The sequence below is a fragment of the Lactobacillus juensis genome (assembly GCF_036246285.1).
GTDB classification, from domain to species: Bacteria; Bacillota; Bacilli; order Lactobacillales; family Lactobacillaceae; genus Lactobacillus; species Lactobacillus juensis.
On record NZ_BTTS01000002.1, the window covers coordinates 1 to 15,137 of the forward strand.

General features: G+C 37.7%; 14 protein-coding genes. 8 read left to right on the plus strand and 6 right to left on the minus strand.

What is annotated here, in order from left to right:
- Nucleotides 1-386 precede the first annotated feature (386 nt).
- On the plus strand, nucleotides 387-1,514 hold the full coding sequence (locus AAA926_RS04305) for a serine hydrolase domain-containing protein (RefSeq protein ID WP_232347646.1): 1,128 nt from the start codon (nucleotides 387-389) through the stop codon (nucleotides 1,512-1,514).
- 196 nt (nucleotides 1,515-1,710) lie between these two features.
- Here AAA926_RS04305 and AAA926_RS04310 read toward each other — a convergent pair whose 3' ends face one another.
- Complete coding sequence (locus AAA926_RS04310) at nucleotides 1,711-4,551, minus strand: DEAD/DEAH box helicase (RefSeq protein ID WP_338211931.1); 2,841 nt, start codon at nucleotides 4,549-4,551, stop codon at nucleotides 1,711-1,713.
- A 73-nt stretch (nucleotides 4,552-4,624) separates the two neighbouring features.
- A complete protein-coding gene (locus AAA926_RS04315) occupies nucleotides 4,625-5,452 on the minus strand; it encodes an exodeoxyribonuclease III (RefSeq protein ID WP_338211932.1) in 828 nt (275 codons plus the stop codon).
- 325 nt (nucleotides 5,453-5,777) lie between these two features.
- Between AAA926_RS04315 and AAA926_RS04320 the strand changes: the two genes are divergently transcribed.
- Nucleotides 5,778-6,788, plus strand: coding sequence for a D-2-hydroxyacid dehydrogenase (locus AAA926_RS04320; protein WP_338211933.1), 1,011 nt, complete (start codon nucleotides 5,778-5,780; stop codon nucleotides 6,786-6,788).
- A gap of 88 nt (nucleotides 6,789-6,876) precedes the next feature.
- On the opposite strand, the gene proC is transcribed toward AAA926_RS04320, so the two are convergent.
- The 3 genes from proC to AAA926_RS04335 form a co-directional block, all read right to left on the minus strand.
- Nucleotides 6,877-7,644 carry a pyrroline-5-carboxylate reductase gene (gene proC / locus AAA926_RS04325; RefSeq protein ID WP_338211934.1) on the minus strand — a complete coding sequence of 256 codons (768 nt, stop codon included), beginning with the start codon at nucleotides 7,642-7,644 and terminating at the stop codon, nucleotides 6,877-6,879.
- Between the two features lie 13 nt (nucleotides 7,645-7,657).
- Nucleotides 7,658-8,521: an aldo/keto reductase gene (locus tag AAA926_RS04330; RefSeq protein WP_338211935.1), complete on the minus strand. Its 864-nt coding sequence runs from the start codon at nucleotides 8,519-8,521 to the stop codon at nucleotides 7,658-7,660.
- A 64-nt stretch (nucleotides 8,522-8,585) separates the two neighbouring features.
- Nucleotides 8,586-9,296, minus strand: a complete 711-nt coding sequence (locus AAA926_RS04335) for a YjjG family noncanonical pyrimidine nucleotidase (RefSeq protein ID WP_338211936.1) — start codon at nucleotides 9,294-9,296, stop codon at nucleotides 8,586-8,588.
- Between the two features lie 193 nt (nucleotides 9,297-9,489).
- Between AAA926_RS04335 and AAA926_RS04340 the strand changes: the two genes are divergently transcribed.
- The 6 genes from AAA926_RS04340 (at nucleotide 9,490) to AAA926_RS04365 (ending at nucleotide 14,125) form a co-directional block, all read left to right on the plus strand.
- The gene (locus AAA926_RS04340) at nucleotides 9,490-9,675 is read left to right on the plus strand and encodes a hypothetical protein (protein WP_338211937.1); all 186 of its coding nucleotides are present in this window, start codon (nucleotides 9,490-9,492) and stop codon (nucleotides 9,673-9,675) included.
- Between the two features lie 258 nt (nucleotides 9,676-9,933).
- Nucleotides 9,934-12,168: a ribonucleoside-triphosphate reductase, adenosylcobalamin-dependent gene (gene nrdJ / locus AAA926_RS04345; RefSeq protein ID WP_338211938.1), complete on the plus strand. Its 2,235-nt coding sequence runs from the start codon at nucleotides 9,934-9,936 to the stop codon at nucleotides 12,166-12,168.
- Between the two features lie 36 nt (nucleotides 12,169-12,204).
- Nucleotides 12,205-12,591 carry a DUF4430 domain-containing protein gene (locus AAA926_RS04350; RefSeq protein ID WP_338211939.1) on the plus strand — a complete coding sequence of 129 codons (387 nt, stop codon included), beginning with the start codon at nucleotides 12,205-12,207 and terminating at the stop codon, nucleotides 12,589-12,591.
- Nucleotides 12,592-12,666: 75 nt separating this feature from the next.
- On the plus strand, nucleotides 12,667-13,059 hold the full coding sequence (locus AAA926_RS04355) for a DUF4430 domain-containing protein (protein ID WP_109585681.1): 393 nt from the start codon (nucleotides 12,667-12,669) through the stop codon (nucleotides 13,057-13,059).
- An 8-nt stretch (nucleotides 13,060-13,067) separates the two neighbouring features.
- The gene (locus AAA926_RS04360) at nucleotides 13,068-13,586 is read left to right on the plus strand and encodes an ECF transporter S component (RefSeq protein ID WP_045927323.1); all 519 of its coding nucleotides are present in this window, start codon (nucleotides 13,068-13,070) and stop codon (nucleotides 13,584-13,586) included.
- Nucleotides 13,583-14,125 carry a cob(I)yrinic acid a,c-diamide adenosyltransferase gene (locus AAA926_RS04365; RefSeq protein WP_338211940.1) on the plus strand — a complete coding sequence of 181 codons (543 nt, stop codon included), beginning with the start codon at nucleotides 13,583-13,585 and terminating at the stop codon, nucleotides 14,123-14,125. The genes AAA926_RS04360 and AAA926_RS04365 overlap by 4 nt, the downstream gene beginning before the upstream one ends.
- Nucleotides 14,126-14,200: 75 nt before the next feature.
- Here AAA926_RS04365 and AAA926_RS04370 read toward each other — a convergent pair whose 3' ends face one another.
- Nucleotides 14,201-15,064 (minus strand): NAD(P)-dependent oxidoreductase, encoded by an 864-nt coding sequence (locus AAA926_RS04370; RefSeq protein ID WP_338212256.1) that lies wholly within the window; start codon nucleotides 15,062-15,064, stop codon nucleotides 14,201-14,203.
- Nucleotides 15,065-15,137 lie beyond the last annotated feature (73 nt).

Genomic DNA, 15,137 nt, shown 5'->3' on the forward strand with positions numbered 1-15,137 from the left:
AAAGCAGCTCGCTTTTGTCAACTGCTTTTGCTCGATTTTTTTGCCGCCCTTAGGGGCCTCTTGCCTTGCGGCTCATTGCCCGACGACAGTTATTAATACTAGCAATTATTTTTCCCTTTTGCAAGTATTTTTTATTATTTTTTTGTTAAAGCAAAAAGTCCTATCTGTCTAGCACTTCTGAAAAAAATTCGGCCTTGTTGGTCAAATATTTCGCTTGCATCCTTTTGTAAGAATTTTAAGTGATCAAAAGCAGCACTTTTCAATATCAAAACAAATAAAAATATTTTCAGATGAATCACAAACGTTATCTAAATTTAATCTTTTCGTATACCCTAATTAATTTTAAAGTTTTATAATACAACTATATTTTAAGGAGAAAAATCATTTTGAAGCATAAATTTATTACAATGGTGGCTTCTTTAGTTATTGCCGCCACACCTTTAGTCACTGCAACTAGTCAAGTTAATGCAGCAACTACCACTAATAATAAGCAGACTGAAATGTATAATTTTGTCAGGAGTACTTTTAAGAAACACAATGTCCGTGGCATAGTTACAGTGGTGCAAAATGGGGTACCACAGACAATCAGTTATGGTTATGCCTGGTATGGTAAAAGAATTGGTAATGGCAGCAGCAAAGTTGTTTATCCCACAGCTTCGCTGCAAAAAGTAATTACTGGTGCGATGATAGTGCAACTAATTAATGAAACCAAGGGCACCAAAGACGAATTTACTCAATACACCAAGATATCCCGCTGGTACCCTAACCTCAAAAATGCTGATAATATTACCGTGGGCAATCTGTTGACCCATACTTCAGGAATTATGGCTACTAAAACAGAAATAGATAGAGGCTATAATTATTCAGAAGACAACGCTATTAACTGGGTCGTCAATAATATCAATGCCTCAGCGTCTGACACAATAGGTAATTATCACTACAATAATAGTAATTATATTTTACTTACCGGTATCATTAACCAAGTTACAGGCAAGTCATACGAAGACAACTTGCAGACCCGTATTATTGATAAGTTAAATTTGAAAAATACCTATCTTTATCAAAACATCCCTAAGAAAATGACTGATCCAATTTCATACTATTCAAATGGGAGCAAGAACTATCAAAAAGCAACTTATCTCAAAAAAAGCTTAGTTTCACAAATTCCTGGTGCTGGTAATCTTTTTACTACCACAGCAGAATATTACAAGATTCAAGTGGGCTTAACGGACGGTTCGATTTTAAATAAAGATGATTTCTATTATTTGACTCACCTAAAAAGCAAAGTAGTTAACTATTCAGGTGGAATGTACCTATACAATAATGATAATATTAAGAACGCTTACGGCAGCTTTAAGGGACAGCATTTTGGCACCTGGGTGCAACTAACTGCTGATAATCAAAACGGAATTGTTATGTTTTTAAATCAAACTAACGATAATGAAAATGATCAAAAAGATGTGGGATACGAAATCCTGCAACATATTAAACCTAATACTTTCGTAGAGCGCTAAGTTTTTAACCGTAAAATTCTAAAAAAAACTTTTTCACTTAAGTACTAAATTGTTATATTTCAAAAGGGCCAATAAGTCAGTGTCTATCGACGTGATTTGTTGGTCCTTTGTTTTGTAATAATCCTTTTAATATTTAAAAATATTACTTTCTTTGCTAACTCAAAAAGTCTAAGAAGTTCAACTCTTAGACTTTTTCTTATTCATCAAATAGTAGCTCATACATTTTTGTACTCAATGGCTTTTCCAGTAGCAAATTCATCCCTACCGCAGCTTTTTTCTTTGGCCCTAGTAATTCTTCCTTGACCGTATTCTTTTGAATATCTACCTGTCCTAAATAGTAAAACTGTTTGCCAATCGCATCGCTCTTCTTAACAAACAGCAATAACTTCATCTGCGGCGTATTAAGCAGTCTCTGTACTTCATCTGATTCTAGATGACGGGGCGATCTCGTATACCAGCGCAAACAGCGACCGTCTTCCAGCGTATTATGGTACAAAGCATTGCGCTTTTTAGACGAATCTTTTTGATAAGTGATAAAAATAGGCGTTTCATGTTCGTCCACACGGTAGCCATACATTGGTGCGGAAACATCTAAGGGCCAGTTTAACAAACGGCAAACATCTTTACGATCATATTGCTGGTAAAGCGTAAATTGCTTTTGATTATCATAGTCTTGATTAAGTGCCAAACCCGTTTTAATCACATCTCTAAACAATTTCCTAAAAGTTTCATTTTGATTAAGAGATTGCGCCAATATTGGTGCTAATGAATAATCAAACAAATCAATTTTGACTATAAGCGGCTGTCCGCCATATTGCTCTTTTTTCGTTGTCTTGCCTTGTTTGATGTCAAAAAAGCTTAAAGAAAGAATATTTTCAACAGAAGTCAGCACCTTTTCATTAGTATAGGCGCCATAGTCATGCAGAGCTTGTTCAAATTCTTCTTGGCTAACCTGCTTTTTTTCTAAAAGCAGCTGCAACAGTATTAGTTCATGTGGTCTTTTCCCATTTAATAATTCCTTGGTAACAAAAGACAAAACGCCATCTTCATAATCACTTAGCTTCACAGGCTCACCCATTTTAATCAAGAAGTCGCCATAATGTTTAAGACTATGGTTATTCGCAAAAACCATAGGTGAAGTTGAACCATAACGGTAAAAATCAAATAACAGGGGTGGACGCCCTATCTTTTGCGCTAGTTCTTGATATGACTGCCGTAATTCTTTAATGCTGTCCAATTTAATCTTATCAAGCGAAGCCAAAATTTGGGCAGAAGCAATTTGACTAAAGTTAATTGTTGAAACATCGATAAAACTGGGGAGTACGCTTTCCTCGCGTGCCTTATCCTGCGAGCGGCTGTCATCCTGATTTAAAGCAATTGGAATTAAATAATTATTTTTATAGTTACCAATAAAGTCGATGACCGTGACATAATCTTTACCGGGATATTTACGCAAGCCGCGACCCAGCTGCTGGATAAAAACAATACTGGACTGCGTATTGCGCAACATAATTATCTGATTTAAAGCTGGAATATCAATTCCTTCATTAAAAAGATCAACCGTAATAATGTAGTCAATTTTGCCTTGTTCCAGCTGGTTGACAACTTGCAGTCTTCTTTTTTCACTGTCTTCATTAGTTAAAGCGATAGCGGGATGTTTGCGTTCTGAAAAAGCTTGCGCTAATTGACGCGCTTCTTCTTGGCGACTGCAAAAAACCAACCCTTTGGCTTGTGAACCACAGTAGCCATAGTAATCCAATTGCTTTAAGACATAATCTACCCGTTCGGGTGCAAGCAGTCTACGCAAGTTAGTAGTTTCATCAATCGTTGCACCATCTACTTCATAGTCCTCAACGCCAACATAATGAAAAGGTGCAAGCATTTTTTCTTCCAATGCTTCACGCAAACGGATCTCATAGGCTAAATTATAGTCAAACAATCTATAGACATCCTGATCATCCATTCTCTCAGGCGTGGCAGTCATTCCCAGCCAAAATTGGGGCTTGAATTTGGCAAAAACGCGCTGATAACTTGGCGCAGCCGCCCGGTGAGCCTCATCAATCAAAATGTAATCGAAAGTTGTTGCCTCCAAGCTGTCAAGTATATCTGGCTGGCTTAAAGTTTGCACTGTTGCAAAAACATATTTGCAGTCAATCTGATGCTTATGTCCTGTTAATAGCCCATAATCAGATAACTTACCACCAATCACTTGGTAAAAACTTTTTAAAGCCTTTTTGGCAATTTGCTCGCGGTGGACAACATAAAGAAATTTATGAGGCTTAAAGTCTTTGACTGCAAATGCTCCCAAATATGTTTTGCCTGTCCCTGTCGCTGAAACTACCAGGCCGCGTTTTTGCCCGCTAGCAATTAGTCCTTTTAACTCATGCAAAGCTTCTTTCTGCATTTCATTAGGCACAATTTTAGCTTTTTCATTTAATTGTTCCTGTGAATGCATTTGTGGTTTTACCCAATTTTGCTCATATTCTGCTATCCAACTTTCAGATAAAGGCATACTGTTTCTTTTTAATTCATGTAACTGCTGGGCAATCTGCACAGTTAATGTAGCATTATTCTTCGAGCTGATCTTCAAAGCCCACTCACAGTTGCTGAGCAAAGCTGCCCGGGTAAAATTAGCGCTGCCGATAACTAAAGTCTGCCAATCTTCGTGTTCAAAAAGATAGCCTTTAGCATGAAAACCGTTTTTAGAGGTGATTTTAACGCTTAAATTGGGAATTTTTAACAATTCACGGAAAACTTTAGGGTTGTTAAATCCTAAGTAGTCACCTGTAATTAAAGTACCCGTAATATTTCTTTTAGCCAAATCAGCCATGACTACTTTAAACGGAACAAGCATATCCTGAGTAATAAAGGCCACTGCCCAGGTAAAACTTTGGCAGCTAAGAAGCTCTTGACGCAGCGTTAGCCAGATATTCTCCTGTTTATTATTTTGCAACAGTTTTGGTCCTAATAATTCATGTCCTGGATAGATGGGATCATACAAACCGTTAAGAATGGCATCCTGCAAAGGCTCATTCATTCAATATCACCTCAAAGCTATTTTACACAAAAGAAAAAGAAACCCAACCCTTTGGATCTCTTTTTACTACTATTTATAAATCTATTTCCAATAAAATTGGGCAATGATCGGCACGCTCTCCAGTATCCATCATTTCAGAACGCTTAACCTTATCAGCAACTCTATTGCTTGTCAGCCAATAATCAATTCTCCAGCCGGAGTTATTAGCTTTGGCAGTTTTTACCCTTTGAGCCCACCAAGAATAGACCCCTTCAACGTTGCCGTTAACTTTTCTAAAAGTATCTGTAAAACCGGCTTTAAGCATTTTGGTAAAATCTGCTCGCTCTTCATCTGTAAAACCAGCCGAATGATGGTTAGTATCCGGGTGTTTCAGGTCAATTTCATGATGAGCACAATTATAATCACCACTAGCCAAAACCGGTTTTTCCTGATCCAATTTTTGCAAATAGGCAGTGTATTTTGCATCCCATACTTGCCGTTCACTTAAGCGCTTAAGGCCATTACCTGAATTTGGTGTATAAACCTGGGTCACAAAATACTTAGGAAACTCTAACGTAATAATTCTGCCTTCATGATCCATTGGTTCTGGTGCACCAATCACAGGATAAGTTACTTTAGGCTTAAGTTCTTTTTTGTATAAAAACATAGTACCGGCATATCCTTTACGGGCCGGTTCTTCTGATGAGCGCCATACTATATCATATTCTGGACACTCTTGGGCTAATATTTCTAAATGTTTTTTGGTAGGTCCTGTTGAGCGCAATTTTGTTTCTTGAATTGCGACAATATCAGCATTTTGAGCATGTATTTTTTCTAAAACCTGGCGTGTTGCCACGGCACGTGAGGAAGTTCCTGTTAAAGCTGCATTAAGTGAATCAATATTCCACGAAATTAAGATCATTTTCTTCTCCTTATTAATCATTTCTTTCATTATATAGTTTTTTCACAGGGACTCAAAATTTCTATGACTCTAGCAGTATTATTTTTTACCAACTTGCACGTAATTCCATTAAATTTGCTGTTATTTTTTTCACTACCTTAGCAAAAAATATTTGTAATTTTTTTATTTTGCTATAATCCCTTTTGCAGTATAAATGTAAGCGATTACCTATATAGCAGTATTTTTTAAAAAATAATTTTTTCACATTTTTATATTTTTCAATCACGTTAAGCAAGTGTATAATAGCACAAGAGACAACAATAATAATCTTTGGAGGTTAGATTTTATGACTAAAATTTATGCTTACGCCATTCGTAAAGATGAAGAACCATATGTACATGAATGGAAGGAAGCTCACAAGGATGTTGATGTTGATTTCACTGATCAACTTCTCACCCCTGAAACGGCTGAATTAGCTAAAGGTGCTGATGGTGTTGTAACTTACCAGCAACTGGATTACAAGGCTGATACTATTGAGGCTTTAGACAAATTAGGTATTCACAACTGGTCAATCCGTAACGTTGGTATTGACAATATTGACCTAAAGAAAGCTAAGGAATTAGGCTTTAAGATCACTAATGTTCCGGTATACTCACCAGATGCCATCGCTGAACACGCTGCTATTCAAGCTGCCAGAGTTTTGCGCCAAGACAAGGTTATGGACGAAAAAGTTGCTAAGCATGATCTGCGCTGGGCACCTACAATTGGTCGCGAAGTACGTGACCAAACTGTTGGCGTTGTAGGTACTGGTCATATTGGTCAAGTATTCATGAGAATTATGGAAGGCTTTGGCGCTAAGGTTATTGCCTACGATATCTTCAAGAACCCAGAATTAGAAAAGAAGGGTTACTACGTTGATGACTTAGATGAACTTTACGCTAAGTCTGACGTTATTTCACTTCACGTTCCTGATACTCCAGAAAATGTTCACATGATTAACGATGATTCAATTAAGAAGATGAAGGATGGCGTTGTTATTGTCAACGTTTCCCGTGGACCATTAGTTGATACGGATGCAGTTGTTCGTGGTCTTGACTCAGGTAAAGTTTTTGGCTTCGTAATGGATACTTACGAAAATGAAGTTGGTATTTTCAACAGTGACTTCAGTGGTAAGGACTTTCCTGACAAACGTTTAGCTGACTTGATTGCACGGCCAAATGTTTTGGTAACTCCACATACAGCCTTTTACACTACTCATGCTGTTCGTAACATGGTTATCAAGGCTTTCGACAACAACTTGAAGCTAATTAAGGGTGAAAAAGCTGATACTCCAGTTGATTTAGACAAAGAGTTTTAGTCTCTTAACTTATTTCCCTTCTTAAATACACTTTATTGTCAAAAAAGACATCAGATAAAATCATCTGGTGTCTTTTTAATTGATTATTTTAATTAGCAGAAGCGTTTACTGCCTGAATCAGCGCGTTCCTAAACCCTTCTTCTTCAAGTTTAGTTACGCCTCTAATTGTCGAACCGCCCGGTGTTGTAACTTCATCTTTTAGCTCCTCGGGCAATTTTTTACTAGCGATTGCCAGCTTACTGGTACCTAAAAGCATCTGGTTAATTATTTCGTATGATTCGGCTCGGTTAACTCCATTCTGTACTGCGGCATCACTGAGAGCTTCAACCATTAAATCAACATAGGCAGGTGTGCAACCAGCTACAGTGCCGTAAATGCCCAGCAGATTTTCAGGTACAACGTAAACAGCTCCTATTTGGGTAAAAATATTTTTGACAGTAGTGATTACTGCCGGCTTTTCATCAGGTACAAAGCTGGCAACTGTGATACCGGCACCGATTTGCACCGGTGTATTGGGCACAATTTTGCCAAAAGAAGTTTCTGCTGGCAACTTTTGATTAATTTGAGTCAGATCGCCACCACCAGTTGACAGAATAATGCCGTGATATTTTTGACCTAAATTTTTGATGATTGTTTCAGTGGCAGAACCACCTACTGCTACTATAACTGCTTGACAAGCATTAAAGTCCTCATAATTATTAATCAAACTTAAGTGAAGTTCAGCTGCCATTTTTTGAGCAGTGTGATGGCGTCCACCATTAAAGACATAAATGTCCTCACTGGGATTTTGAGCATTTAACAAGCCCTTAATAATCGCAGAGCCAATCTTACCAGCTCCAATAAATCCAATTTTCATCAGCAATCACCTTTTAAAAATCTGTTTGATCTGGATCATTTGCTACTTGGGCTGCTCCATGCAAGCCATCGAGTTTTGCCATATCAGCCTCAGTAATAGTAAAGTCAAAGACCTGCAAATTAGCTTCTAGGCGTTCGCGATGAACTGATTTTGGTAGTGGAACGAAACCATGTTGCAATGACCAGCGTAATAAAACTTGTGCCGGACTCTTATCATAATTCTGCGCAATAGAAACTACCGTGTCATTAGCAAACAAACCACCTCTGCCTAGTGGTGAATATGCCTCGCTTAGAATGCCAAGTTCTTTATTATAAGCCGTTACGTCTTTTTCCATATCACTAGGGTTAAGATAAATTTGATTAACAGCAGGACGAATCTTAGCAGTTTTCAGAAGTTCATCCAAGTGTTTACGTCTAAAATTGGAAACGCCAATTGCGCGAATTTTTCCTGCTTGCACTGCCTCTTCCATTGCCTGCCAGCTTTCTGCATTCAATTCAGCCCAGTGATCACGCACCGGAGCGGGATTAGGCCAATGGATTAAGTATAAATCAAGATAATCTAAATCTAGTTTAGTTAAACTTTCATCAATTGCAGCTTTAGTTTTCTGGTAACCGTGATGATCATTCCATAACTTAGTCGTTACAAATAAGTCACCTCTGTTAACCCCACTTCTTTTAATGCCCCGACCAATACTTTCCTCATTGCCGTAAGCAGCAGCCGTATCGATTAAACGATAACCGAGACTTAGAGCATCCTCGACGGTTTTTTGAGCAACTTCACCATCAGGAGTTTGCCAAGTTCCCAGTCCGATAACTGGTATTTTGACGCCATTATTTAATTCATAAGTGTCATTTAAAGATTGAATTTTACTAGTCATAATTTTTTACCTCTCACCATTATTATACCGAACTGGACTATACTTCTACAGCAAAAAATAGCAATTATTGCGGCTGTTTTTGAAAGTCGCTTTTGAGTAAAGTTACAAATTGCGGATAAGTAGTTACTTCATACAGCGGATGCAGATTCATTTTATTCTTGCGCCTGCGATGGTTATACCAGATGCTGTCAAAACCATAGTTTTCTGCTCCTAATATGTCTGACTGCAGTCCGTCACCAAAAAAGACTGTATCTTCTGGACTAATATTAGTATGAGCGAAAAAGTAATCAAAAATCCGGGTATCAGGCTTAGAAAAACCAGCTTCTTCAGATGTCACAATTAAAGAAAAATAATCCTTAATCCCCGCTAATTCCAAGCGATGCCTCTGCATAAAGGTTTCACCGTTGCTTAAGACCGTTAAGCAATAATTTTGTTTACGGGCATAACGCAAAGTATCCATAACCCCCGGTAACAACTTGTACGACTCACCAAAATAAGAGCGATATTCATTCATTATTGCTAAGCCATCAACTGCAATACCCAAATTTTCTTTAATAAAATTGGTAAAAGCCATTCTACTCAGCTGCTCATAATTGATCTTGCCTTGTTCCAGCTTACGCCACAGTCCTTGATTATATGCATGGTAATCACGTTGCATCTCATCAGTTAACTGCCAATGATGTGCGTTAAAGAGACTGTGCAGTGCAAAACTCTCCGTAGCAGCAAAGTCAATTAAAGTATCATCAACGTCAAAAATTATTTGTTTATAACGCAAGCAATTTCTTCCTCTCCAAATATTCCTCAGAATATAATGCGTATTCACTAAAATTAGTGTGGAGATTCATTATAACAATATTTCACTGATAAAGAACATAATTAACTATTTTTAAATTTTGCTTACATTGCTACTGCTATTTCACTAAATAAGATATAATATCCTTTAATTTAAGCAAAAGGGGTGATTGGGCATGTTTACATTATTATTGATTTTGTTTCTCATTTGGCTTTTAGTCAAAATGGGAATTGGGATTGTCAAAATCCTATTTTTCCTTTTAGCTTGTGCTCTTGCTTTCTTTTTCTTAATTCACTTATTCATTCCGGCAATCATTTTTCTGGGCTTAATCTGCCTTTTCTTCGCAGCAGTCAGGCATTAGTTTTACTTTAAAAATTAAAGATATATTCAAGCATAATAAGTATTAGATTCAACTTATTGTGCTTTTTTTCTGGCCCTGAATTCTATATATTTTTTTCTCAGTCCCAATAACCTACTCGCACATCAATTTAAGACTTTTGTTCGTGTTTGCGTGCAATCTTTGCTCTAGAAAATACAAGATATTGTGGTATAGTTCTATTGAAGGCCATAGATGATGTGTCTGTGGAACAATAATTAATTTTAAGGAGTGACTTTGAATATGAAAAATACGAGTATAACGTTGGATCAGGGTTACATTGATCAAGTGAAACAAAATGTCACCCCCCATTGGGGAGAACTTGGCTGGGTTACTTATAAAAGGACCTATGCCAGATGGCTTCCTGAAAAAAATCGTTCCGAAAATTGGGACGAAACGGTTAAACGCGTAATTGAGGGCAACATTAATCTTGATCCTCGTCTCAAAGGCACTCCTTCAAAAGAAGTAGTTGATGAACTAACAAACGAGGCTAAGGATTTATTTAAACTGGTTTACGGTTTAGGTGCAACTCCTTCTGGAAGAAACCTGTGGGTTTCCGGGACAGACTACCAAAAGCGTAATGGTGACTCTCTGAATAATTGCTGGTTCATAGCTATTCGACCGCAAAAATACGGTGACAGTCATATAGTGCCAGATTATTTAGGCCAAGAACAAGAAGCCGTTTCAATGCCTTTTTCATTTCTTTTTGACGAATCAATGAAAGGCGGCGGCGTTGGCTTTTCTGTTGTGCAAGACAATATTAAAAAGATTCCTGCAGTTGATAATAAAATCGACTTGACAGTCGTAATTGACAAAAAAAGTGCTTCATATGCAGATTCAATTAAGCTGGGTGCAACAGACAAAGCTGAATGGGCCAAACAAAACGAAGGTAAGTCAGATTATGTTTATTACAACTTGCCTGATACTCGTGAAGGCTGGGTTTTAGCTAACGCACGTCTAATTGATATGCACTTTAACCAAACCAATTCCGAAAATAAAACCAAATTGGTATTAGATATCAGCAGAATTCGTCCTTACGGTGCTAAAATTCACGGCTTTGGCGGTACGGCTTCTGGTCCAATGCCGTTAGTGGAAATGTTTTTTGACATTAACAACATCATTAATAACCGGGTCGGCGGTAATTTAACTTCTGTTGATTGTACTGATATTTGCAATTTAATTGGTAAAACAGTCGTTGCCGGTAATGTAAGAAGGTCAGCTGAACTGGCTTTAGGTACGAGTACTGACCAAGACTTTATCACGATGAAACAAGATAAAGATAAACTCTACCACCACCGTTGGGCTTCAAATAACAGTGTAGCTATTGACTCTAACTTTAATGAGTATGAACCAATAGCTAATGGTATTAGAGAAAACGGTGAACCAGGTGTAGTCAACCTAGATTTGTCCCGTAATTATGGCCGGATTATTGACGGCTATCAAAAAGATATTGACGGTGATGTTGAAGGTACTAACCCTTGTGGAGAAATTTCCTTGGGTAACGGTGAACCATGCAACCTGTTTGAAGTATTTCCATATATTGCCGAACAAGAAAATTGGGATTTAAAAGACGTTTTCAGATTAGCAACTCGCTTCGCTAAACGCGTAACCTTTAGTGACTATGATTGGGAAATTTCCCGTAACATCATTTATAAAAACCGCAGAATCGGCGTTTCAATGTCAGGTATCCAAGATTGGCTCTTAAATGACTTGGGTCACCGCGTTGTTACCGGCTTTGAAGACAGCACTGATGAAGAAAGCGGTGAAAAGATTAAGAAACCGATTTACGATCCTCAGGGAATTAAAATGGTTACTGATGCTTACCAAGCCGTTATTGCTGCTGATAAAGAATACAGCAAGACTTTAAAATGCAACGAATCAATCAAGCACACAACTGTTAAGCCTTCGGGTACTGTTGCGAAATTGGCTGGAGCTTCTGAGGGAATGCATTTCCACTATGCCGGCTACCTCATTCAAAGAATCAGATTCCAAGCTTCTGATCCTCTGCTTAAAGCACTAGATGCATGTGGTTACTACTCAGAACCAGACATTTATTCACCAAACACAACTTGTGTTGAATTTCCATTACGTGCTGCTCACGCTGATAGTAAAAACTTCGCTTCAGCTGGCACAGTTTCAATTGAAGAACAATTTGCAACGCAAGCATTTCTGCAAACTTACTGGTCAGACAACGCAGTCAGCTGTACCGTCACTTTCCAAAGCGACGAAGGCGACAAGATCACTTCACTCTTTAAGCAATACCGTCATGTAATTAAGTCAACTTCACTATTGCCATACTATGGTGGTTCACTCAAGCAAGCGCCAAAAGAGCCGATCGACAAGAAGAAGTATGAAGAAAGAAAAGCCCAGATTACCGGTGACGTTGCTCAAGTCTTTGCCGAGCAAAACGATGATCAAAAAGACTTGGAATTAGTTGATCAAACCGATTGTGAATCCGGTGCATGTCCTGTTAAATAAATTATTTAAATAATTTAAGTAGGCGAAATTTTAATCATGAAAAAAAGCAAATTGCCAATTATTGCCAGTGTTGCAACCATTTTTGCCTTTACTTTATCTGGTTGTCAGAACAATCAGACCCAGCAAAAACCTAAAACAAACACTAATATTTCTGTTAGCTATGTTTTAGCTACGAAAAAAGATACAGAAAAAAAGACAGTCAAAGTGCCTAAAAAGTCTACTGTTATGACCGGTCTAAAAAAGGCTTGGAAAGTAGACAGCAATAAAGGGTTCATTACTGCAATTGATGGTAAAAAGCAAAATGCCAAAAAGAAAATATACTGGACTTACACCGTTAACGGAAAATACGCTACCAAAGGTGCTAACCAGCAAAAAGTCGCAAGTAACGATAAAGTAAAATTCACTTTAGCAAAAATGAAATAAAAAAGTCCGTGCAAGCGACTAAGTACGAAATATTTTAGTGCTTGCACAAAAAATTTATAGATTGGGAGTTTTTATATGAAAAAAAGCAAATTATCTGTTTTAACCGGAATTGCCACTATTTTTACCTTTACGTTTGCAGGTCTTGAAACAACCCAAAACGTCCAACAGGTTGATGCCAGCAGCAAGATTAAAGTCACTTATACTCTGAAAGTACACAACAAGACTTACAAAAAGAAGACTGTTAAATTGCCTAAGCACTCAACAGTAATGCGTGGTTTAAAGAAGTGCTGGAAAGTAAAGAGTACGAATGGTTTTATTACTTCTATTGCTGGCAAGAGCCAAAAACCAAGTAAAAAAATCTATTGGACCTACAGAATTAATGGTAAGTTCGCTCAAAAAGGCGCAGCAATTCAAAAATTGGCAAACAAAGACAAGGTTAAATTTACTTTAGCAAAAACTAACTTCTAAAGTTTGCTATGGTACGTAATTCAACCAAGAAGTTAGCATTATTAGCGATTTTAACTGCCATGTGCGTGGCACTAAGAATTTTTAAGATCATACCTGTACCTAATGTCCAGCCAGTAACTGATATCTTAATGATTGTAACTTTAAATATTGGTTTTGGTTTTGGCTTTGCCTTAGCTCTTTTAACCATGGTCGTCTCCAACATTTACTTAGGCTTTGGCATCTGGACTGTGTCACAGGTTTTAGCTTACGGCGGCTGCGTTTTAACCGTTGCTTTGCTAGGTAAATTTACACCGCTTAAAAAACACTTTACTTTACAACTAATTCTCGCCGTTTTTCTTGGCTGGGAATATGGCTGCTTTGTCGACTTCGGTATGTCTATTTTCGGTGGTTTTAACGCCTTCTTAGCATACTGGGCCGGCAGCCTAGTCTTTGACACTTATCATGCAATTGGTGATTTGGTATTTTATCCCATTTTATACAAACCACTAAACATTGCTCTAGATCATTATAAACGGAGGCTGTTATGACAATTAAAATTTATACCAAAGTCGGTGATCAAGGTTTCACTAAACAGGTTACCGGTAAAATGGTTCCTAAATATGATTTGCAAATTGTCGCCGTTGGTGATATTGATGAACTTGATTCATATCTAGGCGTTGTAATTGCCAACTTGTCTGCTAAATGTCAAAAATTGCATGATCCTTTACAAGATTTGCAACGTGACTTATATGAACTTGAAAGTGACATTGTTGTCAAAAGGCATGAAGAAATTACGACAGAAAAAGTAGAAAATCTGGAAAAACAAATTGATGACCTCAATAAACAAATTCCTAAAACAACCCATTTCATTCTACCTGGCGGTTCGATTACTGCCACACATCTGCATTATGCACGTACAGTTGCCAGACGAGCAGAACGTTCGCTGGCAAAATTGAACGCTGAGGAGCAAAAGCTTGCTCCTGCTTGTTTAAAATATATTAATCGCCTATCAGATTATCTATTTATCTTAGCACGCTACGCCAACGTATTAGATGGTGTGCCAGAGGTCAAAAGTAAAATCAAATAAGCTTACTCATATTAAAAAAGCGGAGTAGTTTCAATTACGAAACTATTCCGTTTTTAGTTCATTTAAAATTAATACTTACTGCCACCACAGTTTGATCAATCCCTGTGTACCCAGGTCACCTAAATGCTTTTCATCAACCAAAGTCTCATACAATCTTTTAGCTTCTTCAGTGGCAGGCAATTTAATTTTCATTTCTTTAGCCGTCTCCAAAGCAATGCGTAAATCTTTCAAAAAATGTTTACTGAAAAATCCTGGGGTATAGTCCCCTTTTAAAACTCTCGGACCGTAATTACTTAAACTCCAGTTAGCAGCACTACCCGCACCGACAGTTTTGAGGACCGCTTCCAAATCAAGGCCTGCCTTTTTAGCATAAACCAGCATTTCTGTCATACCAGTCATCGTACCTGCAATCATAATCTGGTTTGCCATTTTGGTATTCTGACCCGCACCAGCTGGTCCAAAATAGTGAACTTGCTTTCCAAAATCCTTAAAAACAGGTTCCAAGTTTTGATAAGCAGATTCATCTCCTCCAACCATGATGGTTAAAGTACCATTTTTAGCGCCCAGGTCACCACCAGAAACAGGAGCATCCAATACTTTGGCGCCCTGCTTTTCACCTGCAGCAAATATTTTTTGTGCTAAAGCCGGTTTTGAAGTTGTCATATCAACCAAATTTTTACCTTTAACATCTGCCTGCAAAATGCCGTTATCACCAAAATAAACTTGTTCAACATCTTTCGGAAAACCTACAATTGTAAAAATCGTGTCTGCATGTTCAACAACAGCTTTAGGATTCTCGCACCAAGTAGCACCCTGAGCAACTAAATTATCCGTCTTGCTTTTTGTCCGATTATAGACCCATAACTGATGACCGGCTTTCAACAAATTTAGACAAATTGCATTGCCCATTACGCCAGTGCCAATAAAACCTATTTTCATCATCAACATCTCCCTTATAAAAGCGTTTTCTCGACAACTTAATCATACCACTAACTTATCTTTAATAAGCAAG